The following is a 22,789-nucleotide window of genomic DNA, read 5'->3' on the forward strand; positions in this document are numbered from 1 at the left end:
CCGTATACCCACGAAGATTGAAGCCACTGTAGGGTTGGCAATGGATGCAAATTTTGGCTTAGAAATAGGTGAAACCTTTCGATAGCATTGCTAAACGGGACAGCACTGCAGGCGATATTTTGGCTTCTTTTCCAGGCTCGCGATGCTACCCAACTACCAGTAAAAAAAGGCATGCCCTTTGGACATGCCTCACACTTCGTTTGAGCAGATTTTACTTTGGGGTGATAAGCAACTTTTCTACTTTTTCAAAGTGCACTTATTTATCAATGGAGCCAACTACACGCTTCATAAAGGCATTCATGGCCTCTTTTTTATCGGTCCCATCTTTGATCATTTGGTTAACTTCCAGTGTACCGTAAAGGTTTGAAAGCAGTTCTCCCATCACGTCCAGTTCCTCGTCTTTCAGAGAACTGATCTCGGTCATGGACTCCAAGAGTTCGATGGTTTCCACCACCCAGTCCTCGTCGTTTTCCTCAATAAATTGCAATACGTGTTTAATTATTGGTAATCTCATCAATCAGTGTTTTTAGGACTTCTTCTTTATTGGTTTGTACCTGGTTCACGATTGCTCCTTTGTTGAACACTGCAAAGGTCGGCAGGTTGGTCACCTGGGCCAATTTTCTCGACTCTGGCAATTTTTCCGCATCTACGTACAGAAATGTAATCCCTTCGTGGGAATTGCTCAGCCTTTTCATTTTCGGCTTCATGATCCGGCAATTGCCGCACCAGGTGGCCCCGTACTGAACCACTACTTTTTCGTTCTCCTGAATGATCTCCGCTAAATTATCCGTTGTTAATTCCTGTAACATATGTTTCGTTTGATTTTAATGAAAGCGCAAAGGTAACAACTATAGCTATCAAATTCCAATTGATTGTATCTATGAGTCATTGCGCCCTAGTAGAGCTTTTTGTGAACAAAGGGAATCAAGGCCAGCGTCACGGCTTGCTGGTAATATTCCAGGCGATTGACCACGCCGTTTGTCAGGATTCCCACGGCCCCGTTTCCTTGCTTGGAGTTGGTTCGCTGAAAAACCCGATCATCGGCTTCTCCCAGCTCCATGCCCTTGCGAATCAGGCTGGATATCGCGTCCGGCAAAAACAAGGTAGCGGTCTTGGCTTTTCCGATTTGGCCGCTTGGGTCCAGGATCACTATCCAGGCAAAGGCCACCATCTGCTCTCCTACTTCATCTACCCCTCCTTCGATACCCACCCAAAAATCGGCTTCTGGAAAGGCCTTTTTGGCTTCAAAGGCCCGGTTATAGGCCCCGGTATAGGTTTCTACCTCACCATGAGGCTGGTCGTTCACGCTGGAGTCAACGTTCAGCCCCTCCACAAGAAAGTAGTCTTCAAAAAGAGATTGAAATGCGTTTTCTGTGCTTCTGATTTTTACCGGATTTTTGCTACCTACAATTACTAATCTCTGTTTTTTCTGTTCCTGGTAATTTCTTCGTTTCGGGAATGCCATTGGGTAATTTAAAGTTGGAAATCGTTTGATTTAGGCCATGTTGTGGTAGACCTGATTTACATCGTCGTCCTCTTCCATCCGCTCGATCATTTTGTTGATATCTTCTTCTTGTTCGGGGCTTATTTCGGTGGTAGACATGGGAAAGCGCTGCATGTCGGCGCTGATGACTTCGATACCTTTGTCTTCCAACGCTTTTTGCATGTTGCCGAAATCCTCAAAAGCGGTATAAACGAATATTTCACCTTCGTTTTCGTCGATATCTTCGAGTCCAAAATCAATCAACTCCAATTCCAACTCCTCCAGATCCCAATCGTCTTTGGGAAATCGGAATACCGCTTTTCGCTCAAACATAAAACTTACCGATCCAGTGGTACCGAGCGAACCGCCCGCTTTGGTAAAGTAGTGTCGGATATTGGCCACCGTCCGGTTCAGGTTGTCGGTAGACGTTTCGACAATAACGGCTATTCCGTGGGGGCCATAGCCTTCGTATACGATCTCTTCGTAGTCTTTCTCGTCCTTGTTGCTGGCGCGGGTAATCGCCGCCTCAATCCGATCCTTGGGCATGGAGGCGCCTTTGGCGTTTTGGATCACCGTCCGCAGCTTGGCATTGTTTGCCGGATCAGGACCACCCGCCTTCACGGCCATCACGATCTCTTTTCCAAGGCGTGTAAACACCTTGGACATTTTACTCCATCGTTTGAATTTTCGCTCTTTTCTAAATTCAAATGCTCTTCCCATACACGTTATTTTTTCAGGTTTGTAAAAATAAATAAATTTTTCATTAGGCCTAGTACCGGGGTCAAACAAACCCAAACATATCTTTTACACGCAACGCCCTTTTTCAACCCGAACCTTTCAAAATCCGTAACACCATAGTAGCCTGCCAACCCTAAATCCTGTACGTATGGAGCAAATGCTTTCCAACCTTCCGCAATCCCCCCATCCCCGAATCGTCATCGTAGGTGCCGGTTTTGCCGGCCTCAAACTCGCCAGAACCCTGCGCAACAAAGCCTATCACGTAATCCTACTGGACAAAAACAATTACCACCAGTTTCAGCCGCTTTTTTATCAGGTCGCCACGGCAGGGCTGGAACCCAGTGCCATTTCCTTTCCCTTGCGCAAAGTCTTCCACGATACCCCAAATGTAACCTTTCGCATGGGAGGTGCCAAACGCATAGACCAGCGGCAAAACCGATTGTACACCGAAATCGGGTACATCGACTACGACTACCTGGTCTTAGCTATGGGTGCCGATACCAATTATTTCGGAATGGAAAACATCATGAAAAACAGCATTCCGATGAAATCGGTGTCGGAAGCACTCTTTATCCGAAATAAGATCATTTCCAACTACGAGCGGGCAATCACCATCGCCGATGAATCGAAAAGGAAAGCCCTGATGAATGTCGTAATCGTCGGGGGAGGACCTACCGGTGTGGAACTGGCAGGCGCCATGGCCGAACTGCGCAACAAAGTATTTCCGAAGGATTATCCACAGCTAAATTTCAAAAACATGAAGGTAGTGCTCGTAGAAGCGGGCGCATCGCTACTGGCCGGGATGAGCGCGGAATCCGGTGAAAAGGCCAAAACCTACCTGGAAAAGCTACAGGTGGAAGTATTGCTCCATACCGCCGTCGCCGATTACGACGGGCTGAATGTAACCATCAATGGTGAAACCCGCTTTCAAACCCATACCCTGCTTTGGGCTGCTGGCATTGTGCCCAATCACATCGAAGGGATTCGGGAGGAACAAATCGCAAAAGGCGGGCGCCTGCTGGTCGACGCTTATAACCGCCTCCATTCCAGCGAAAACATCTTTGTTCTCGGAGATGGTTGCCTACAGCAAATGGAGGACTACCCCCGCGGCCATCCTCAGGTAGCACAGGTGGCCATACAGCAAGCCCGGAACCTGGGCGCAAACTTACTGGCCAAACTCCATCAGCAACCGGAAAAACCCTTTCGCTACAAAGACCTGGGAAGTATGGCCACCGTTGGTAGAAAACTGGCGGTGGTGGATTTGCCCTTTATTAAATTTCAGGGTCTGCTGGCCTGGCTAACCTGGCTATTTGTCCACCTCATGGCCATCGTAGGTGTAAAAAACCGCATTTTTATCTTTTTGGATTGGTCCTGGAACTACCTTTCCTTTGACCCCTCCCTGCGTTTGCTAATTAAACCCACCATTTCCAAGCCAGAAGACCGGGAAAAACTGACCTTGAAAAAAAATTAACTGCCGCATTTTCTGCATTTTAACATCTCTTAACAAACGGCGCTTAAACTTCGGCGCCAGCCTTTGGTCTAATCCCTACAAACCAATTACTAAATACGTACCATGAATAAAATACTAATCATCGCCGTACTGGTAGGAGCTACCTTCGTACAGGCCCAGGCCCAACGACGCGGGAATCAAGAGGTCAATCCGGAACAACTCGCAGAAAAAATGACCGAACGAATGGCAGAAAAACTGGATCTATCCGAGGAACAAAAAGAGCAAGTCCATGCCCTGCACCTGGAAGAAGCCCAGAAAAGAAAAGCCATCTGGGAAGAGAGAAAGGGCGAAAGAGAGGCCATGAAGGCTGAAAGAGAGGCCTTTCAGGAAAAAATAGCAGCCGTTTTGACCCCGGAGCAAAAGGAGACCTGGGAATCAATGAAAGCAGAAAACCAGGAAAAAATGCAGGAGAGACGAAGGCGCTCCGGACCTGGCACCAGGGATCGACAGCGACCCGGGTCTTCCGGGATCTAACACAAGGAATTATCAGATTAATTTGGGTTTAATTAATGGATCAAAAGCGGAGGTCAGTGACCTCCGTTTTTTTTTATGCCGTTTACCGAATTTGTCTTAATTTGGCAAAGATCCATGAAAAAAGCAATCATCGTTTTTCAAAAATATCCGAAAGCCGGAACCGTGAAAACCCGTCTGGCCAAAACCATCGGTGCCGACAAAGCGGCGCGTTTGTATGCCTTTCTGGTCCGCCACACCCACCAACAACTCGCCGGGCTCGATGCAGCCATTTTTGTCTTTTACAAAGGTCCTTTTTCCCCGGAAGACTATCCGGGAAAAAGGTATCGTTTTCAGCCGCAAGACTCCGGCGATCTCGGTACCAAAATGAAAATTTCCTTCCAACAGGTTTTTTCCATGGGTTTCGAACAGGCCCTGATTATAGGGACGGACTGTTTTGAGCTACAAACCAGGCACATGACCGAAGCCTTTGATTCGCTCCAAGACAAGGACCTGGTCCTGGGACCTGCGGAGGATGGTGGCTATTACCTCCTCGGCCTCCGCAAGCCCGCTGACCGCTTATTTGAGGATATCTCCTGGAGTACCTCCGCCGTATTGCACCAAACGCTGGAACGTGCCGAAACCGAAGGCCTGTCTGTCGCTTTTCTGGAAAAGCTTCGGGACGTAGACCGATACGAGGACTTGGGAGAGTTGAAGCAACTGCTCCCCGAGCTATAGAAAGCTGATCCTAACCAGTACCCCAGCGGGGACCTTAGACGAGGTACTGTTGGCTTCTTTACCATGCCGGATTCCGCCCGGGCTACGGGTACCGCATAACCCCTCCTGTTGGGAAAAGAATGCCTACAAAAAATGCCTGCCGCCAGTCGATCAAAACCAGCAACAGGCATTATCTTGCCAACGAATATCCTGTGGATTAAAACGGTTTACCCAGGGCTGCGTACCAAATGCCCCCATACAGGTGGTTTAGGAAATCCGCATCCTCAAACGCTTCTTCCACATGTCCGAGGCCGGTATAAAACACCCGTCCGCCGTCGTACTCGTGGTACCAGGAAATGGGGTGCACGGCGCCCATCCCCATTTTTTGTCCGTTTCGCTCGCCCACTTCGTAAGACGTTTCGTCCAATTGAACGAGAATATTGACGCTTTCATTAAAATTTTTAAATTCGTACCATTCGTCGGTGCGAAGCCATTTGTCGTTCAGGTGATAGGTGGCAGGATGATCCCTGTTTACCACCTTCATCCTTGCTGTCTGCTGCTGTGGATGGTGGTTAAATTGTCCACCGATCAACTTGGTATACCAGGGCCATTCGTATTCGGTATCCGTGGCACTGTGTACACCTACCACCCCTTTGCCGCTTTGCACAAAACGCTCAAAAGCAGCTTTTTCTTCCGCGTTGAAAATGGTGCCCGTAGTACTCATCAGGATGATCACATCGTAACGCTCCAGGTTCTTATCGTTGATCAGGCTGGCGTCTTCGCTGGCGTACACCTGAAAGCGGTGCTTTTCTCCCAGTTTTTTGATGGCGGCGACTCCTTCGGGTATGGATTGGTGGCGAAATCCGGCGGTCTTGCTGATCACCAATGCGCGGAACTGCTGTGCCTGACTTAAAGCAGGCACGAAGAGTAAGGCCAACCCGAAGACTATAAAGCCCAGGGTTTTGAGTTTATTGTTCATTGAATGCATGGATTTGGTAAGTTAAAATAAAGGACGATAATACAATTATTATTTCACAATGTCGAATTTCTCCCGGGCAACTTTTCTACCAAAGGCGTTGAAATGCCACCACTCGGAGCCAATACCCGTGAATCCTCCCTTTTTCATGACATCCCTCAGTATTTGCCGATTCGCTACCTGCTCCGGACGTAGTTTGCCCTCCGCCAACATCTGCTCTTCCCTATCCGGATAGGCGGGATAGCCAAAGTAATCGTACCCGGTTCCCATGTCCAGCGGTTCCCCATTTTCCTTGCTGGCAAGGGTTAGGTCCACTGCCACCCCAAAATTATGCAGGCTTCCTTTTTTGGGGTCGGCTACGTACAGCGGTTTGATACTGTCCGGTTTGTCCAGCTCATCCCATAGGATTTGTTGCACCGATTGCGGCCGCACTGCATCGTAGACCAAAAAAGTGAGTTCCGGATGGGTTTTGCTTAGCTCCAGGTAGGCCATTTTGAGCATCTCGGCGACTTCAGGCTGCATGTAGCAGCGGGTAAGAGATCCGTATACGTTTTTTCCAAAAAAATTATCGGTAGATGCGTACTTCAGGTCCACCCTCACTTCCGGAATGATTGCCTGTACATCCACCAAGCCCGCAGCAAGCAATCGTTTTTCCAGTGTGTCCGTTTCCTGCTCCGCTACTTGCACTTCTTCCTGCACTGAATCCGCCTTGGCAGGATCCGCTGTTTTGCTCTCCGATACCGACCGGGGCAGGGGTACCGGCTCTCCCGTGGCTTGCTTTTCGGAAGGCGAACTACAGGCTACTGCCAGAAAAAACGCCAGTATCCAAACAGGTATCCTCACGATTCTTTCTTGTGCAAAAGCGTCGTACTGGCTTGTGCAGTGGGTAATATAATCACGTCAGCCAAGACCACGTGTTGGGGCCGGGTTACCGCGTACCGCACCAGATCGGCTACGTCTTCCGCCTGCAAGGGATCAAACCCCTTGTAAACACCGGCTGCCCGATCATCGTCTCCCTTAAAACGGACCAAGGAAAATTCGGTGTCCACCAGGCCGGGATTGATCGCCATTACCTTGATGCCGTATGGATTCAGGTCCAGTCGCATGCCCTTGGTGATGGCATCCACTGCGTGTTTGGATCCGCAGTACACATTGCCTTTGGGGTAAACCTCCTTTCCTGCCGTAGAGCCGATGTTAATGACCTGACCGGCCTTTCGTTCCACCATTCCAGGGAGGATCTTTTTCGATACATACAGCAATCCTTTGACATTAATATCCATCATGGCGTCCCAGTCGTCAAGGCTCCCTTCCTGTATGGGATCCAAGCCGTGGGCGTTTCCGGCGTTGTTGATCAAAACGTAAATGGACTGCCATTCCTCGGGTAGGGCGTCGATGGCTGCTGCCACGGCCTCCCGATCCCGGACATCAAAAACAAGAAAATGATACGGGGTTCCTTCGGGCAATTCGGCTTTCAGCGCTTCCAGACGTTCTTTTCTTCGACCGCAACCGATGATAGCAAAGCCTTCTTCGGCCAGGTACCGGGCGCAGGCCCTACCGATGCCGGAAGTGGCTCCGGTGATACATGCAATCTTTTTTTCCATGGGGAAATATAAAATTTTTCTGCCTGTATCAAAAGTAAAAAGCCAGTGAATGCCTCGCCTGTTATTGAAAATTCAGGTAAAGGGTGATGGATTTACGGCGGATATCCTGAATAGCGCCCAGGATTCGATCGTCCGAATGGCCGGGCTGGTAGAGGTTCATTAACCCATGCGAAAAGCGGATTTCCGGAGAAAACTTAAAGTATTGAAAATACAGATCAAAACCCAGGCCCATTTCCACCGCCAAATCCCTACCCTTGAGCACGACTGGATCTTCGTTGGCTTCTTCCTGATTTTTGGTGCGGATTTGACCATTTAGCCCGCCCACAAAAAACATACGGGTATTGTTAAACCGCTCGGATTTGTACTTCAACAGCAGCGGAAACTCCACCAGGGTTTCCTCGGTCAGCAGCGGCACGGTGCTGAAGCCGGTTCCGTCCGGACTGCCGGTATTGTCGCTAAAAAGCTGTAGCTCTGTCCGGTACTCATAAAAACCCACCTTGGGGGTAAATAACACATTGACCTGATCGTGAATCCTGCCTGTAACCAAAAAGCCAAGGGCAAAACCGGGTGAAAAAACCGGCATGATGGCCCGCACATTGTGCAAGCCGGTTACAGTCGGGTCCATAAAATTATCGGAATACCTGATGCGCAGGCTGCTATTGTGGGCAGCCAGAAAAAACCCATAGGAAATGGCCTGATCGTCGCTTCCAGAGGCGTTAAAGGTCATGTTTCTGTCCTGCGCCTGCGTTGGATGCATTTGTCCCAGCAAGGAAATCAGGAATACAACGACTATTTGATACCTGTATAGATGGAACTGATGCCGAAGGTGAGGGTTTTGCATTGCGTTTGTTTGAAGCCTACTTTTTCCAGAATGGCAAGAAAATCCCTTCCATCCGGAAATGCATTTACCGATTCGGGTAAATACGTGTAAGCCGAATGATCTTTCGATATGATTTTACCAATCTGGGGTAAAATATATTTAAAATAAAAGGAATAAGCTTGCTTCATCGGAAATTTTTTTGGTTTGGAAAACTCCAGGATCACCGTTTTTCCTCCCGGTTTCAACACCCGGTACATGTCTGCGAGCCCTTTTTCCAAATTTTCAAAATTCCTGACACCAAAAGAAACGATGACTGCATCAAAATTATTTTCCTGAAACAACAACTTTTCCGAGTCGCCCAGCTGCAGGTCGATCAGGTGTTCCAGCTTTCTTTGTTTCATTTTCTTCCGGCCTTCGGCCAACATGCCTTCCGAAATGTCGACCCCGATCACCTTATCTGGCTGAAGCGCAAGCGCCTCAATGGCAAAATCCCCCGTACCCGTAGCAATATCCAGAATGAACTTCGGGCGGTCTTTTTGAAGCATTTTGATCGCTTTTTTGCGCCAAATGATGTCGATGCCCAAACTTAACAGGTGATTCAGCAAATCGTACTTCTTGCTTATATTATTAAACATGCTGGCAACCTGCTCCTTTTTGCCTTCTTTTTTGTCTTTATACGGTACTACGGCCATGGCTTCTTATTTCGGTACAATATTACTAAGTAAACCCGAGCATCGGAAAATTGTTAATGAATTATTGGTTTGGAGGCCTTGCCCGAAATTGGTTACCTTTGTTGAAAAAAGAGCCATGTTGAAAAATGCACGCTTCCTGGTCAGCAATACGGACCACCGAAAATGTCCGGCGCCCAGCAAACCGGAGTTTGCCTTTATTGGTCGGTCAAACGTGGGCAAAAGCTCGCTCATCAACATGCTTACCCATCACAAGCAACTGGCCAAAATTTCCGGCAGACCAGGGAAAACCCAGTTGATCAACCATTTTTCGATCGACGACCGCTGGTTTATGGTGGATTTGCCGGGGTATGGATTTGCCAAAGTCAATAAAAAGCTCAAGGCCGACTGGGACAAAATGATACGCTCCTACCTCACCGAAAGGGAAAATCTTACCGCTGTCTTTGTGTTGATAGACAGCCGCCTCCCTCCCCAGAAAATCGACCTGGATTTCATCCAGTGGTGCGGACAGCTAGAGCTTCCACTGGTGCTGCTCTTTACCAAGGCAGACAAGCAATCTCAGTCAAAAACCGCAGAAAACGTGCACCTGTTTCTGGACGAAATGGAAAAACTGTTTGTAGAAGCACCGGAATTTTTCGTCACCTCTGCGGTCAACCGACAGGGGCGCGAAGAACTGATCCAATTCATTGAAGAAAACGTTACCGAATGGTACAAGCCTGGCTGAGTGACTTGGTCAATCCTGCCGAAACCGTATATTTGCAGCCTGAAAACAACTTAGCTATCATGGAATTTAAAGACATCGCCACCGTTTCCGGAAAACCGGGCCTTTACAAAGTACTGAAACCCAGCCGTAGCGGAGTCATCCTGGAGTCCTTGGATGAAAAAAAAGGGAAATTGGTCGTAGGGGCCGCACAACGCGTATCCCTGCTTAGCGAAATTTCCATTTACACCCTGACCGAGGAGGGGGCCTCTCCCCTAAAAGACGTACTACAGAAAATCGAAAAGGAATTTAAAGGCGATACCGGGCTGGAAGGAGCGGACAAAGAGGAATACCAGGCATTCATGAAACACATCTTGCCCGAATTTGACGAAGACCGGGTCTATGCCTCCGATGTGAAAAAACTGATAAACTGGTACCACATTATTCGCACCCAGTGCCCGGAAGTGCTGGAAGATACATCCGATGCCGATTCCGGCGAAGCAAGTCCTGACAAGGATTCGGACAAAGCTCAAGATACGTGATGGACCCCAAAAAGGCCGGACAACCTGCCATTCAGGCCGGAGCTTCGGACCTTACCCAATTGTTGCAGTTACCGGAAATCCCCGAAGCCCAGGACAGGGAAAGCTTAGCGGCCGCGATCGCCCCGGCGATTAGCCGCCTCCTAAACGGTCAAATGGAGCAGTTGCTACGCCTGTGTTACCGCCTGGACCTGGGTGAAGAAACGTTGCGACGCATCCTATCCGAAAGTCCTCCCGAACAAATGGCCATGGATCTATCCCTGGCGATCGTGGACCGGCAGTTGATTAAAGTATATTTCCGAAACAAGTATCGCTAGACAGAAAGCGCTTTCTCCAGTCCGGAGACCATGTTTTTTGAACCAATGTAAATGGGCGTTCGCTGGTGCAAATTCTCCGGCACGATGTCCAGGATTCGTTTCGTCCCGTCGGAAGCCGCCCCACCAACCTGCTCGGCAATAAAGGCCAGGGCATTTGCCTCATACATTAGCCGTATTTTTCCATTCGGAGCCTGAGAAGTTGCGGGATACAGGTAAATGCCTCCCTTCAGGAGGTTGCGATGAAAGTCGGCTACCAGGCTTCCAATATACCGGGCTGAAGCACCTTTGCGCTTGCAGCCCTCCAGGTAGGAAAGGATATTGGGATTGATATAGGGAGTCAGGCCTTCGTTGATGGTATAAATGCCACCATCCGCTGGCATCTGCATCTGCGGATGCGAAAGAAAAAATTCCCCCAAAGACCGCTCGTAGGTAAAGCCATTGGCGCCATTTCCGGTCGAGTACACCAACATGGTAGAAGACCCATACAGCACGTATCCGGCAGCTACCTGTTCCGATCCTTTCTGCAACACGTCCTGCTCCTGAATTGGAGAACCCGTGGGTGTTTTTCTCCGGTAAATGGAAAAAATGGTACCGATGGAAACATTGACATCGATGTTGGAGGACCCGTCCAACGGGTCTATGGCCACCACGTATTTTCCCTTGCTGTTCTGCAGATCGATGACCAGGTCTTCTTCTTCCGAGACCACCGCGCAGACTTCCCCCCCTTTGGTCAGTGCCCGGGTAAACCGCACATTGGCCACCACGTCCAGCTTTTGCTGCTCTTCTCCCTGAATATTCGTTTGGCCAAAAGAGCCGGTAACGTCCGAAAGGCCCGCCCGACTGATCTCCCTGGAAACAATCTTGGAGGCCAATGCAATGTCCCGAAGAATTTGAGATAATTCACCCGTAGCAAAGGGGAAATCCTGCTGCTTGCTTTTAATAAACCGGTCCAGGGTTACGCCTACCTTATAGGCCAGTTTACCCGTGTCTTGTTTGTAAGGCTGTGTCTTCATACCTTTGAAGTTAATTCATTATCTTCAATTCATTGGCCTTTCTGTACGATTTTTCATGATACAACCCCTGGTCTTCAAATTTGGCGGCGCATCCATAAAAGACGCCGCATCCATAAAAAATGTCGCTCAACTGGTAAAAAAACGCTGGACCAATAGCCTGGTACTGGTGGTTTCTGCTGCCGGAAATACCACCGACCGGCTGGAAGAGGTAATCGAGCTTTCCCTTAAGGAAAAACGCTACGATAAAGAACTGCTTGAACTATTGACCTACCACGAGGACCTTTGCCGGAGCCTCTTTTCTCCCGAACACCCCATTTTTACCCGGGTCGACAACCACTTTGCTCAGTTGCGGCGCCTGCTGGAAACGGATACCCTCAAAGCCGAGGAGGGCTTTTTTTACGATCAGATCATTGGGTATGGCGAGCTCATCTCCACGCGCATCCTTCAGGAATACCTCTGCGAGACCGGTAACCCCTGCATCTGGCAGGATGCCCGGGAACTGGTACGAACCGATTCTACGACCCGGATGGCCCGGGTAGATTGGGCCCTGACCATGCAGCACTGCCGGCGGATTTTGATTCCCAAACTCGAACAATTCCCCGTAATCACCCAGGGCTTTATCGGCACCGATTTATTGGGCAACACCACCACACTGGGCCGGGAAGGCTCGGATTTTACGGCCGCCATTCTCGGCGTAAGCCTGGGAGCATCCGCTGTTACCATCTGGAAGGACGTGGCCGGTATCCTGAACGGGGACCCGGATATCTTTCCGGATGCCGTTAAATTTGATTACCTGGATTTTGAAGAAGCCGCCGAAATGACCTATTACGGGGCGAAGGTGATTCACCCAAAAACCATCAAACCACTGGCCAAGCACGGCATCCCTTTGTATGTAAAGTCCTTTCTAAACCCCGAAATGGCCGGAACGGTCATTGGTTCATTTGGGCAGGCACCCCGCATCCCAATCACCATTTTCAAGAATAACCTGACGCTTATTGACCTGCGAATTCGCGACTTATCCATGGTTGGTGGATTTCATTTCGAATGCATCTACGAGGTAGCAAAAAAAGCCAACTGGCGCATCCAACTGGTACAGGCCTCTGCCGCACACCTGCGTGTGCTCATTCAGGACATGCCGGTCTCGGACGAACAGCTGACCCGGCCCTTTCGGGATGTATTCCAGGTGCAAATCCGCAGGCAACTCAAAATGATCACCGTCAAAAACCCAACGGATGCGGAAGTGAAACACTACCGGCAGGTTGCCGAAAAATGCTACCTGGAGCAAAAAAGCCCGGAACTCGTCCAATGGGTCTACGAACCAGAATATCCCTGAAGGGATCGCTGTACCGGGAAGAGCGGCAACGACTATTCTTTGAAAGCCCGCGTTTCAACCCAAAAACCGCTTGAGTGTTCGTTGGATTCCCGACAAATAGGCCTTCCCAAATAAATTGAGGTGCACCAGCAGGGGATACAGGTTGTACACGGCTACGCGTTCGTCAAAACCCGGCTCCAGGGGAAAAGCCGCCTCATAGGCCTCGTAAAACCGGGAATCAAAGCCACCAAACAACCGGGAAAAGGCAAGGTCAACCTCCCGATGACCAAAATACACGGCAGGATCGATCAATGCCGGTGCGCCAGCGGAGTCTGGAAGAACGTTTCCTGACCACAGGTCACCGTGGAGCAGGGCAGGTTTCTCCGCGGGGAAAAAGTCCTGCAAATACGCATACAGCGAACGAAAACGTTCCATAAAATCGGAGTCAATCAAGTGGTGGTAAAAGGCCAGCTGCAATTGGGGCTCCAGTCGGTTTTCTACAAAAAAGTCATACCAACGTTCCTTGGGCTCGTTTTTTTGGGGCAGTACGGCAATGAAATTGTCGCGGTCCAAACCAAAGCTACCGGAAGTACACATGTGTAATTCCGCCAGCCCTTCCCCCAGCTTCTCGGAGTAATCTCCCTGCTCCGGGCTGCTACCGATCCAATCCATCAGGAGAAAATGCCGGTCTTCGTAACTTCCACATGCTAATGTCTGCGGTACATACAGGCTACTGTGGGCGCGCAACCAGTCCAAACCCTCCCTTTCTCGCTCAAAAATCTCCGGAGACGATTCGTGATTGGTCTTTAAAAAATACGTACCCGTATCAGTCTGCAGGTAGATGGCTTGACTGCGGGTACCTGCCGCCACCAGCCGGTATTGCCGGATAGGCGGCACCCGGCCAAAGGCCTGCAGGCAGACGTGGTCAAAAAGCCCCTCAAGTGGTTCCATTCAGTCGGTGCTTTTTCTCCAGCTCCACGATAAACCCATCCAGTGCTTCATTCAGGATTTCAAATACTTTTTGAAATCCCTCTTCCCCCCCATAGTAGGGGTCCGGAACTTCCAGGAATTCCGGAGACGGCTGGAACTCCCGCATCAAGTGGAGGTTTTTCGCCGGTAGCCCCACTTCTTCGGATACTTTCAAGATGTTTTCCAAATTGGAACGGTCCATGGCGATCAGGTAGTCAAAATCCCGAAAATCCGTGCGATGCAATTGCCTTCCCCGGTGGGTCATGCCGATTCCATTCCTTTGGGCACAAGTCAGCGCCCGCTCGTCGGGGAGCTCTCCAATATGGTAATCCGATGTACCACAACTATCTGCAAGCACCTGACTTGCATACGATTTAGTGGAAATTTTATGGGAAAATAAGGCCTCAGCCAGCGGAGAGCGGCAAATGTTTCCTAGGCAAACAAACAAGACTCTGATCATAAAACCATCGTTTTCCGGGATTTGCCTGACCAAACCCGCGACTCAGGCTGGGAGGCTAATTGAATAAACCTTCAATTTAAATAAAGGAACGAACTATCCATATGAATTTCTTAAAATTATGCCTAATTTTGCGAACTGAATCAGACGCGGACATCCTTATCCGCCAAAATAGGGGCCCTTTCGACCAAAAAAACCAGATTTCCTCCGCTGGTATGAGACGCAGCCAGCACCGAACACCGGATTACCGGTTCCGACAGCCCAGCCGGCTCGGTATAGACTGGCGCTTTGCCAGCATAAACAACGAACGTCGAGGCCTGAATTCGGGTACCGGCTTTCGTAGTACCCTTCGCTGCGCCCCCGATCAACTTCTTTCCTGGCGCTGCACTGCCGGTTTTCCGCTGGTAGAATGGCATCAAACGAAGCGTTCCTCGGACTGCAGGAATAGAAAAAATAGCAAAAATCTCCCTAAGCGAGAACCAAATAGCAGGTTTTAAAGTTGAAGAAGTATCATCGGTTATTAAATAAAAAACAGAATAATTTTCTTAATCAGATCGTTAATTTATTTATAAACAATTAAAATCTATTTTATGTCACTAGTTGGAAAAAAAGCACCTTTATTTAATGCACCTGCGGTAGTGGATGGAGAGGAAATCGTAGAAAACTTCTCCCTGGAGCAGTACATCGGGAATAAAGATGTGATTTTCTTTTTTTACCCCAAGGATTTTACCTTCGTTTGTCCTACTGAAATTTTGGCTTTCCAGGAAAAACTGGAAGCGTTTGAAAAACGAGGCGTGGCAGTAGTTGGCGCTTCCTGTGATACGGAAGAATCACACCTTGCCTGGTTAAGTACTTCCAAAGAGGAAGGCGGAATTCAAGGCGTTACCTATCCGATCGTTGCCGATCCGGTAAAAACCATCGCGCACAACTTTGGCGTGCTTGCCGGCGATTGGAATTATAACGAAGAAGGCGAGCTGACCTACGAAGGCCTCCCAGTAGCCTACCGTGCTACCTTCCTGATCGATAAAGAAGGTACCATTCGTCACGAAACCGTAAACGACTTGCCCTTGGGAAGAAACATCGACGAAATGCTACGACTCATCGATGCACTCAGGCACGTGGAAAAATTTGGTGAGGTTTGCCCCGCAAACTGGGAAGAAGGCAAAGAAGCCATGTCCGCTACCCGGGAAGGCGTTGCCTCCTACCTTTCTAAAAAATAACGTCTCCAATTAACGTTAACCAAAGCCCTGCCGAAACGCAGGGCTTTTTTGTTGTCCTTTTTTCCTTTTTTGAGCTGTCTGCTAACCTTTTTGGATCAAGATGGTTAACTTTAGCGATATGTCCGAAGCTCCCAAAATATCTGTACTGATCGCCACCTACAATACCCCTTTTCCCCTGGTGAAGCGGGCCATTGATTCCCTGTGGAAACAGACCTTTCGGGATTTTGAGGTGATTCTTGTGGACGATGGCACGACCAACGATTCCAAGCATACATTGTATGACTATTGCTTGCAGAACGAGGAGCGGCTAGTGTACCTCCGGCAAATCAATCAGGGCCAATCGCGGGCCATCAACCGGGCTGTTTCGCTAAGCAGCGGCACCTACCTGTCCATCCTGGATGCAGACGACGAGTACCGGCCCGATCACCTGCAGGCTTGCCTGCGTCAGATGGAATACTACGACCTGATCGCCTCCACCACCGAAACCGTTGTGGCAAAAGAAGAGGACTATTACGTAACCGACCGGCACCAACCAGAACGCCTGGTACACGTGGACGACTGCATCCTCTTTGCAACCTTGTTTGGAAAAAAAGAGGTGTTTGAAGGCCGATCCTTTAAAGACGGCTACGCCGCCGATGCCGATTTTTTTGATTGGGCAGGAAAACGGTACCGGGTAGGAAAAGTAGACTTACGTACCTACGTCTATTACCGCAACCATCCCGACAGTACCTGTGAACGCATGAAAATAAAATTTTCCAGCAGAAAGCGCTCCTCGCCACTCAAACAAAATTAAATCGCTTTTTCGGGTCAGTTGCAATTCCCCTGCACGGTTTTAAGTTGTACCTTTGGCCAAAACGAAACAAAGACCATGGGTACTCCTTCGTCCTCCCAGGCTTCCTGCTGCGATCAACCGACCCATTCCAGAGAAAGCGTTCCTAAGAAATGGTTTCAGCGGTGGCTGACATGGAAAAGCAGTATACTTAGTTTGCTCGCACTGCTTTTGGCGGTACTCGGAGAGTACGTGTACCCCTACCAATTGCTGTCTCTTTCCGCCTGGCTTCCCCTGTACCTGCTTTCCTACGGACTGGTAGGCTGGCCGGTCTTGAAACGGGCGGGCCAGCTTGTCGTAAAAGGCGAGGTTTTTACCGAATTCTTTTTGATGGGAATTGCTACCCTTGGGGCTTTTGCCATCGGTGAATACCCGGAGGCCGTGACAGTCATGCTGTTTTACACCATCGGTGAAGTGCTGCAACACCAGGCAGTAACCAAGGCAAAGGGAAACATTCAGGCCCTGCTGGATCTCCGCCCAAGCCGGGCACGTGTAATCCGTGAGGGGCAGACGGAATGGGTGCAACCGGAAAAGGTAGCTGTCGGAGAAATCCTCGAAATTCAGGCCGGAGAAAGCGTCCCGCTGGACGGAGTCCTGCAGCAGGGCGCCGGAAATTTCAATACCGCCGCTATCACCGGAGAAAGTGTCCCCCGACAAATTAGCGAAGGAGCGGAGGTTTTGGCCGGCATGGTCAACCTTCAACAGCTCCTCAGAATCCGGGTATCCCGCTCCTTCCAGGAAAGCTCCCTGTCTAAAATCATCCGTACGGTCCAGGAAGCAACGGCAAAAAAAGCAAAAACGGAGCAATTTATACGCAAATTTGCCAAGGTGTACACACCCATCGTCACCTACCTGGCCCTGGCGCTGGTGTTGCTCCCCTACTTTTTTGTTGCCAGGTACGAATTCAGTGAATGGCTCTACCGGGCCCTGGTCTTTCTGGTCATCTCCTGCCCTTGCGCCCTGGTGATTTCCATACCGCTGGGCTATTTTGGCGGAATCGGGGCAGCATCCAGAAAAGGAATCCTCTTCAAGGGGTCCAGTTACCTGGATCAAATAACGCGGGTCACGACCGTGATTTTTGATAAGACCGGTACCTTGACAAAAGGGGTATTTTCCGTACAAGGAGAGGAATCAGTGGCAACGGCCGACCCGGATTGGAAAATGCTGGCAATCAGCCTCGAATCCAAATCCAACCACCCCATCGCGGCGGCATTGGTCCGGCAGGTGGGTAAAGCTCCCGAAACAGTATCCGCTCTCCAAGAACATGCCGGACAGGGACTTTCCGGAACCGTTAGCCACAAAGCGGTACTTGTGGGTAACCGCGCCCTGCTGGAACGGATGCAGGTCCAAAACCTACCTGCTGCGTCTCCCTCCGATAGAACCCTGGTGCATGTAGCCGTGGAGGGAAACTACTGCGGGTATTTTGCACTCGCAGACGAACTGAAACCCGATGCGCAAAAGGCTTTCAGCGAATTACAGAAATTGGGAATTTCTGAAACGGGAATCCTATCCGGTGACCGGCAGGAAATCGTGCAGGCACTGGGCAAAGAATTGGGGGCCAGCCAGGCCATTGGCGGCCTGCTGCCGGAGGAAAAAAGCTCCTGGCTGGAAAATGCAAAGAAGAAACCCGGCCGGGTACTGGCTTTTGTGGGGGACGGAATCAACGACGCACCTGCCCTGGCGGTGGCCGATATCGGCATTGCTATGGGCGGTTTGGGGAGTGATCTGGCTATCGAAACCGCCGATGTGGTGATTCAGACCGATCATCCCTCCCGGGTCGCCCTGGCCATCCGCATCGGAAAAACAACGAAAAAAATTGTCTGGCAAAACATTGGTATGGCTTTCAGTGTAAAGTTCCTGGTATTGGCATTGGGAGCAGCCGGGCTGGCAGGCATGTGGGAGGCCGTTTTCGCCGATGTGGGCGTAGCCTTGTTGGCCATACTCAATGCCATCCGAATCACCAAGATGTATACGTAAACCGAGAAAAAATGCTTTTTTACGAAACCGACTCATTGGACGCCGTTTGGAACACCGTCAAAAAGGAACTGCAGCGGGCTGCGCTTGATAAAAATCACCCCTTTCGCTTTGTAATGCTAAGCAGCTCCTTTGAAAACCGCCCGGATGCCCGCTATGTGGTACTGCGAAAGACGGAGGGCGACGGTTGCTGCTATATCTACACGGACAGCCGGAGCCAGAAAGTCTTTCAGCTGGCACAGCAACCCGCCTGCACCCTGCTTTTTTATCATCCCCAAAAGCGATGCCAGGTCAAAATCCAGGGCAGGGCCACCATTCATCAACAGGATTCGGTAAGCAAAAGCCATTGGGCAAACGTGCAGGGAGAAGCCCAAAAGGCCTACCAGTCCAGCCTTCCTCCCGGCACCCCTATCGAAAATCCAGCTGCTGCGTACGCCTGGGAGGAAGCCACGGATTCGAGCTATTTTACGGTAATTGCCATTCAGGCAGAGACCATCGAATGCCTGCAACTAAACGGGCTGCGGCACCTTCGCGCCATTTTCAGAAAACAAGAAAACGACTGGTCCGGAAATTGGCTGGCGCCCTAGTCCACTACCGTTCCTCTGCACGTGCATTGCTGATAAAAAATAAAAGCGCTATCTTGACTGTCTTTACATTCAGGCAATAACCTTTATTCAAAACGCATGCATACCAGAAGAGATTTTATCAAGAAAACCGGCATGGCCTCAGCCTTGCTTGGTTTGGGAATGGGGTCCGAGGCTTTCTCCCGGCCGTCTCGTGCAGAATTGTACAAAATATCCCTGGCCGAATGGTCGGTCAATAAACTGCTGTTTTCCGAGGAAATGGACCACCTGGATTTTCCACTGTTGGCGAAAAAACACGGCATTCATGCGGTGGAATACGTCAACCAGTTTTTTATGGACAAAGCCCAGGACCAGGCTTACCTACGCGACATGAAAACCCGCGCAGATGGAGAGGGGGTAACCTCGGTATTGATCATGTGTGATCGGGAAGGACAACTCGGTGCCGCAGATGCCGCCGAACGGGCTACCACCGTGGAGAATCACAAAAAATGGGTGGAAGCCGCAAAATTTCTGGGTTGCCACGCCATCCGCGTAAACGGCTATTCCTCCGTCGACTACAGTTCCGATCGGCAGGCTTTTAAGGAATCCATGAAGCTGGTAGCTGATGGGCTGCACCAGCTCTGCGAATTTGCCGACACCATGGATATCGGTGTGACCATCGAAAACCACGGAGGTTTTTCCAGCAACGGCAAGTGGCTTTCCGGGGTGATGAAAGCCGCCGATCATCCCCGCGCAGGCACGCTACCGGATTTTGGCAATTTCCAAATCAGCCGCAATGTGGGCGCGCAGCCGATATCTTACGATTCGTACAAGGGCGTAAAAGAGTTGATGCCCTATGCACAGGGAGTCAGTGTGAAAACCACCGTTTGGGACAACAAAGGCAATCAGTATCCACTGGATTACGAAAAGATGATGCGCATTGTTCTCAAGGCGGGATACCGCTCCTATTGTGGGATCGAATACGGGGAGCCCGGCAGGGAATGGGAAAGCATCGTAGAAGTAAGGGAGCAACTGGAGGCCACCGAAGCGGCACTTCAGGGATCGTTCTCGGCTTAATCCACTAAAAAAACGGTCATGCTACGGGGGCCATGCGCCCCAATGACCAACGATTGCTCGATATCGGCCGTTTTGGAGGGCCCGGCTATGAATACCCCGTAGCCGGGCTCTTGTACGTTTATCCGTGCGTATACTTCGTGCATGTTCCCCAGCAGCCGGTCTTTTTTCAGCAACACGATCAAGTGCTGCGCAATAAAAGGCAAGGCCCGGTGGTGCAGCTTTTCTTCGGGAAGCCAGATGGCTCCGTTTTCCGCCACTCCCCAGTCTCCTTCCAGAATGGCTAACTCTACGTGTTCGAGCTCATGCGGATCATCTGCCATGTCGACGTTAAAATTTCCGGGAACGGCATCGCACAGGGAAACGATCATCTGACTGTTTCGGAAGTGCTCCTGAACGTAGTCCCGAACCTCGCTGAGACTCTCCACCACTCGGGCTTTTCCCCCATTCGAAGCCAGACCTTTCTGGTACTGTTCGGGCAAGTTGCTTTCGTAAGGAAACTCCGGCTGTTCCGGCAAGGGCAGCAGGTCCGGTTTATTGGCCTGGATCGCTGCCAGGATGCTTTCTTTACTTGTCATCGTTGCGGTTTTTTCGGTACCAGTCCTTGAAACTTTCTTTGGGGACTTCCGGAAGTTCGCGGTGCTTTCCCCAGGCATTGAAGCTGTTGTACACAAATCCCCGGGGACTGATGGAAAGCGACTTTCGGGCCATTTTACCCATCAGGTCAAACAGCCTGGGTTTGGACATCACCTGCCCACCAAAACGCATGGCCCATTTTTTGGAAGCCTGCGGAGGTCCCTCTTTGGTAATCACTTGCCGCCATTTATACAGCTGTTCGTGAATGTTTATTTTTACCGGGCACACGTCCGAACAAGAGCCACAAAGGGTGGATGCAAAGGGCAGCGTACTGTGTTTGCTCAGATCCATTCCGGGCGAGAGAATGGAACCAATCGGACCCGGAACGGTGGAATTGTAGCTGAATCCGCTACTCCTGCGGTAAATGGGGCAGGTATTCATGCAGGCCCCGCAGCGGATGCATTTGAGGGAATTTCGAAAATCCTCTCTGCCCAACTGCTTGGTTCTGCCGTTATCTACCAGGATCAGGTACATTTTTTTACCGTTTCTGGGCCGGTGAAAATGCGAATTGTAATTGGTAATGCTTTGTCCGGTGGCGCTACGGGCCAATAGCCGGAGGAAAATCCCCAAATCAGCCGCCCTGGGCACCAACTTCTCGATGCCCATGCAGGCGATGTGAATATCGGCCAGGTGGGTACCCATGTCGGCATTGCCTTCGTTCGTGCAGACCACAAAGCCACCCGTCTCCGCGATGCCAAAATTCACCCCGGTGATGGCTGCATGCGCCTGAATGAACTTTTGCCGCAGGTGTTGCCGGGCGGCTTCCGTCAGGTATTGGGGGTCATCTGCCCCCTCCTCGGTACCCAGGTGCTTGTGAAAAATAGCACCGATCTCCTTTTTCTTCAGGTGAATGGCCGGCATCACAATATGGCTGGGCACCTGTTTGTTAAACTGAATGATCCGCTCGCCCAGGTCCGTGTCGACCACGTCGTAGCCTTTGTCCTCCAAAAAATGGTTCAAACCGCATTCCTCCGTTAGGATGGATTTGCTTTTTACCAATTGCTTCACCTGGTTATCCTCCAGAATACGGAGTACGTGTTCGTTGTGTTCCTGAGCGTCTTTGGCCCACAGCACTTCTATGCCATTGGCGGTTGCATTCTTTTCAAATTGAAGCAGCAAGGTATCCAGATTGGAAAGCACGTGGTCTTTTATCTGGGAAGCAAGGGTACGGAGCTGTTCCCACTCCGGGATTTTCTGGGCCGAAACATCCCGTTTACTGCGAACATGCCAGAGGGTTTCGTCGTGCCAATGGCTACGCTCGGAATCTTTCAGGAATTCTTCAGCTGCCGCTGCGTGCGTTGGGGCTGGTTTCATGGTCTATTGATTTTTTAGCTCGGGCTCCTGCCCGTTCAAAATTTCTGCGATGTGCATCACTTTTATTGGGCTTTTGTCCCTTCGTAGCAGGCCTTCCAGGTGCATCAGGCAGGACATGTCCGCACCGGTAATCACCGCCACTCCCTGTTCCTGATGGTCCTGAATGCGGTCTTTTCCCATCTGTACGGAAATGGCCTCCTCGAAAACCGCGAAGGTGCCGCCAAATCCACAGCACTCGTCTTTTCTGGCCAGGTGGACCAAGTCGATGTCCTGGACCATTTCGAGCAACTGCAGGGGTTTGTTGAAATCGGGCACCATCAATTCCGATGGCCTTGCCAATCCAAGACCCCGAAGTCCATGGCAGCTGGCGTGCAAGCCCACTTTGTAAGGAAAGCGGGAATTCAACTCCTTGATTTGGAGCACATCGGTCAGAAATTCACACAATTCGTAAATTTTCGGTTCGCCGTTTTGCCCGGAAAGAATGTGCTCCTTGGCATGCAGGGTACAGCTCCCGGAGGGGCAAACCACGTAATCGTATCCGGCAAAATTCTCCCGAAACAAATCCGAAGCTCCCTGCCCAAACTCCTCGTAGCCCGAGTTGGCCATGGGCTGTCCGCAGCAGGTCTGTTTTAGGGGGTAGGCTACCTCCACACCCGCCTTTTCCAAAAGCTCAAGGGTGGCGATGGCCACTTTTGGGTAAAATTGCTCAACGTAACACGGTATAAATAATCCGACTTTCATTCCAGGGAGGCGTTTTTGGATTCCTAACAAAATCCGGCGGCCTTTGTTGGCGCCGTGCACTAAAGATACGCATCAGAAGGTGATTCGCCAGTATTATCTACATAACTTTTCCCTCCCGATACCCGACGGTTTACCGGGTAGGTAAGC

At 50.4% G+C, this 22,789-nt stretch carries 28 protein-coding genes; 12 read left to right on the forward strand and 16 right to left on the reverse strand.

Going from position 1 to position 22,789, the window contains the following annotated elements; genetic code table 11:
* Positions 1–256: 256 nt before the first annotated feature.
* The 4 genes from BMW71_RS04855 to BMW71_RS04870 all read right to left on the reverse strand — a co-directional run bounded on the left by BMW71_RS04855 (position 257) and on the right by BMW71_RS04870 (position 2,203).
* Entirely contained in the window at positions 257–514 is a 258-nt protein-coding gene (locus tag BMW71_RS04855; protein ID WP_092170382.1) for a DUF6952 family protein, read from the reverse strand.
* Entirely contained in the window at positions 495–809 is a 315-nt protein-coding gene (locus BMW71_RS04860; protein ID WP_092170385.1) for a thioredoxin family protein, read from the reverse strand. The genes BMW71_RS04855 and BMW71_RS04860 overlap by 20 nt, the downstream gene beginning before the upstream one ends.
* An 86-nt stretch (positions 810–895) precedes the next feature.
* Complete coding sequence (gene yjjX / locus BMW71_RS04865) at positions 896–1,465, reverse strand: inosine/xanthosine triphosphatase (RefSeq protein WP_092170388.1); 570 nt, start codon at positions 1,463–1,465, stop codon at positions 896–898.
* A 30-nt stretch (positions 1,466–1,495) separates the two neighbouring features.
* Positions 1,496–2,203 (reverse strand): YebC/PmpR family DNA-binding transcriptional regulator, encoded by a 708-nt coding sequence (locus BMW71_RS04870; protein WP_092170390.1) that lies wholly within the window; start codon positions 2,201–2,203, stop codon positions 1,496–1,498.
* Positions 2,204–2,369: 166 nt separating this feature from the next.
* On the opposite strand from BMW71_RS04870, the gene BMW71_RS04875 reads away from it, so the two are divergent.
* The 3 genes from BMW71_RS04875 to BMW71_RS04885 all read left to right on the forward strand — a co-directional run bounded on the left by BMW71_RS04875 (position 2,370) and on the right by BMW71_RS04885 (position 4,919).
* Complete coding sequence (locus BMW71_RS04875) at positions 2,370–3,692, forward strand: NAD(P)/FAD-dependent oxidoreductase (protein WP_092170393.1); 1,323 nt, start codon at positions 2,370–2,372, stop codon at positions 3,690–3,692.
* A gap of 102 nt (positions 3,693–3,794) precedes the next feature.
* Positions 3,795–4,205, forward strand: coding sequence for a Spy/CpxP family protein refolding chaperone (locus BMW71_RS04880; RefSeq protein ID WP_092170396.1), 411 nt, complete (start codon positions 3,795–3,797; stop codon positions 4,203–4,205).
* 114 nt (positions 4,206–4,319) lie between these two features.
* The gene (locus BMW71_RS04885; protein WP_177179574.1) at positions 4,320–4,919 is read left to right on the forward strand and encodes a TIGR04282 family arsenosugar biosynthesis glycosyltransferase; all 600 of its coding nucleotides are present in this window, start codon (positions 4,320–4,322) and stop codon (positions 4,917–4,919) included.
* 196 nt (positions 4,920–5,115) lie between these two features.
* Here the strand turns inward: BMW71_RS04885 and BMW71_RS04890 are convergent, their stop codons facing one another.
* The 5 genes from BMW71_RS04890 to ubiE all read right to left on the reverse strand — a co-directional run bounded on the left by BMW71_RS04890 (position 5,116) and on the right by ubiE (position 8,987).
* Complete coding sequence (locus tag BMW71_RS04890; protein WP_092170401.1) at positions 5,116–5,886, reverse strand: ThuA domain-containing protein; 771 nt, start codon at positions 5,884–5,886, stop codon at positions 5,116–5,118.
* Between the two features lie 39 nt (positions 5,887–5,925).
* Positions 5,926–6,573 (reverse strand): M15 family metallopeptidase, encoded by a 648-nt coding sequence (locus BMW71_RS04895; protein ID WP_244891129.1) that lies wholly within the window; start codon positions 6,571–6,573, stop codon positions 5,926–5,928.
* A gap of 140 nt (positions 6,574–6,713) precedes the next feature.
* Positions 6,714–7,475 (reverse strand): SDR family NAD(P)-dependent oxidoreductase, encoded by a 762-nt coding sequence (locus BMW71_RS04900; protein ID WP_092170403.1) that lies wholly within the window; start codon positions 7,473–7,475, stop codon positions 6,714–6,716.
* Between the two features lie 61 nt (positions 7,476–7,536).
* A complete protein-coding gene (gene porT, locus BMW71_RS04905) occupies positions 7,537–8,316 on the reverse strand; it encodes a type IX secretion/gliding motility protein PorT/SprT (protein ID WP_092170406.1) in 780 nt (259 codons plus the stop codon).
* Positions 8,265–8,987, reverse strand: coding sequence for a bifunctional demethylmenaquinone methyltransferase/2-methoxy-6-polyprenyl-1,4-benzoquinol methylase UbiE (ubiE, locus tag BMW71_RS04910; RefSeq protein ID WP_092170408.1), 723 nt, complete (start codon positions 8,985–8,987; stop codon positions 8,265–8,267). Before ubiE ends, porT begins: the two co-directional genes overlap by 52 nt.
* A 115-nt stretch (positions 8,988–9,102) precedes the next feature.
* Here ubiE and yihA point away from each other — a divergent pair, with 115 nt between their 5' ends.
* The 3 genes from yihA to BMW71_RS04925 are packed head-to-tail and all read left to right on the forward strand — an operon-like array spanning position 9,103 to position 10,540.
* The gene (gene yihA / locus BMW71_RS04915; RefSeq protein WP_092172652.1) at positions 9,103–9,708 is read left to right on the forward strand and encodes a ribosome biogenesis GTP-binding protein YihA/YsxC; all 606 of its coding nucleotides are present in this window, start codon (positions 9,103–9,105) and stop codon (positions 9,706–9,708) included.
* 59 nt (positions 9,709–9,767) lie between these two features.
* On the forward strand, positions 9,768–10,226 hold the full coding sequence (locus BMW71_RS04920; RefSeq protein ID WP_092172655.1) for a DUF5606 family protein: 459 nt from the start codon (positions 9,768–9,770) through the stop codon (positions 10,224–10,226).
* Positions 10,223–10,540: a hypothetical protein gene (locus BMW71_RS04925; RefSeq protein WP_394333678.1), complete on the forward strand. Its 318-nt coding sequence runs from the start codon at positions 10,223–10,225 to the stop codon at positions 10,538–10,540. Before BMW71_RS04920 ends, BMW71_RS04925 begins: the two co-directional genes overlap by 4 nt.
* Here BMW71_RS04925 and fbp read toward each other — a convergent pair.
* Positions 10,537–11,553: a class 1 fructose-bisphosphatase gene (gene fbp / locus BMW71_RS04930; protein ID WP_092170413.1), complete on the reverse strand. Its 1,017-nt coding sequence runs from the start codon at positions 11,551–11,553 to the stop codon at positions 10,537–10,539. The two genes, BMW71_RS04925 and fbp, sit on opposite strands and share 4 nt — an antisense overlap.
* A 55-nt stretch (positions 11,554–11,608) precedes the next feature.
* Here fbp and BMW71_RS04935 point away from each other — a divergent pair, with 55 nt between their 5' ends.
* Positions 11,609–12,886: an aspartate kinase gene (locus tag BMW71_RS04935; RefSeq protein ID WP_092170416.1), complete on the forward strand. Its 1,278-nt coding sequence runs from the start codon at positions 11,609–11,611 to the stop codon at positions 12,884–12,886.
* A gap of 54 nt (positions 12,887–12,940) precedes the next feature.
* On the opposite strand, the gene BMW71_RS04940 is transcribed toward BMW71_RS04935, so the two are convergent.
* From BMW71_RS04940 to BMW71_RS04950, 3 genes are all read right to left on the reverse strand, one after another.
* The gene (locus BMW71_RS04940) at positions 12,941–13,816 is read right to left on the reverse strand and encodes a fructosamine kinase family protein (protein ID WP_092170419.1); all 876 of its coding nucleotides are present in this window, start codon (positions 13,814–13,816) and stop codon (positions 12,941–12,943) included.
* The gene (locus BMW71_RS04945) at positions 13,803–14,294 is read right to left on the reverse strand and encodes a low molecular weight protein-tyrosine-phosphatase (RefSeq protein ID WP_092172658.1); all 492 of its coding nucleotides are present in this window, start codon (positions 14,292–14,294) and stop codon (positions 13,803–13,805) included. The genes BMW71_RS04940 and BMW71_RS04945 overlap by 14 nt, the downstream gene beginning before the upstream one ends.
* Before the next feature lie 140 nt (positions 14,295–14,434).
* Positions 14,435–14,707, reverse strand: a complete 273-nt coding sequence (locus BMW71_RS04950; RefSeq protein ID WP_092170421.1) for a hypothetical protein — start codon at positions 14,705–14,707, stop codon at positions 14,435–14,437.
* Positions 14,708–14,881: 174 nt separating this feature from the next.
* Between BMW71_RS04950 and BMW71_RS04955 the strand changes: the two genes are divergently transcribed.
* From BMW71_RS04955 to BMW71_RS04975, 5 genes are all read left to right on the forward strand, one after another.
* Positions 14,882–15,511 carry a peroxiredoxin gene (locus BMW71_RS04955; protein WP_092170424.1) on the forward strand — a complete coding sequence of 210 codons (630 nt, stop codon included), beginning with the start codon at positions 14,882–14,884 and terminating at the stop codon, positions 15,509–15,511.
* 100 nt (positions 15,512–15,611) lie between these two features.
* The gene (locus BMW71_RS04960) at positions 15,612–16,304 is read left to right on the forward strand and encodes a glycosyltransferase family 2 protein (protein ID WP_244891085.1); all 693 of its coding nucleotides are present in this window, start codon (positions 15,612–15,614) and stop codon (positions 16,302–16,304) included.
* A gap of 75 nt (positions 16,305–16,379) precedes the next feature.
* Positions 16,380–18,317 (forward strand): heavy metal translocating P-type ATPase, encoded by a 1,938-nt coding sequence (locus BMW71_RS04965; RefSeq protein ID WP_092170429.1) that lies wholly within the window; start codon positions 16,380–16,382, stop codon positions 18,315–18,317.
* Between the two features lie 11 nt (positions 18,318–18,328).
* Positions 18,329–18,901, forward strand: coding sequence for a pyridoxamine 5'-phosphate oxidase family protein (locus BMW71_RS04970; protein WP_092170432.1), 573 nt, complete (start codon positions 18,329–18,331; stop codon positions 18,899–18,901).
* 96 nt (positions 18,902–18,997) lie between these two features.
* The gene (locus tag BMW71_RS04975) at positions 18,998–19,954 is read left to right on the forward strand and encodes a TIM barrel protein (protein WP_092170435.1); all 957 of its coding nucleotides are present in this window, start codon (positions 18,998–19,000) and stop codon (positions 19,952–19,954) included.
* Here BMW71_RS04975 and BMW71_RS04980 read toward each other — a convergent pair.
* Genes BMW71_RS04980 through BMW71_RS04990 form a run of 3 tightly spaced genes read right to left on the reverse strand, consistent with a single transcriptional unit; the run spans position 19,951 to position 22,642 of the window.
* Complete coding sequence (locus BMW71_RS04980; RefSeq protein WP_092170437.1) at positions 19,951–20,529, reverse strand: LutC/YkgG family protein; 579 nt, start codon at positions 20,527–20,529, stop codon at positions 19,951–19,953. The genes BMW71_RS04975 and BMW71_RS04980 overlap by 4 nt on opposite strands.
* Complete coding sequence (locus BMW71_RS04985) at positions 20,519–21,901, reverse strand: lactate utilization protein B (protein ID WP_092170440.1); 1,383 nt, start codon at positions 21,899–21,901, stop codon at positions 20,519–20,521. Before BMW71_RS04985 ends, BMW71_RS04980 begins: the two co-directional genes overlap by 11 nt.
* Before the next feature lie 3 nt (positions 21,902–21,904).
* Complete coding sequence (locus tag BMW71_RS04990; RefSeq protein ID WP_092170442.1) at positions 21,905–22,642, reverse strand: (Fe-S)-binding protein; 738 nt, start codon at positions 22,640–22,642, stop codon at positions 21,905–21,907.
* Positions 22,643–22,789: the final 147 nt, after the last annotated feature.

Origin of the sequence: Cyclobacterium xiamenense, from assembly GCF_900109255.1 — a bacterium.
GTDB classification, from domain to species: Bacteria; Bacteroidota; Bacteroidia; order Cytophagales; family Cyclobacteriaceae; genus Cyclobacterium; species Cyclobacterium xiamenense.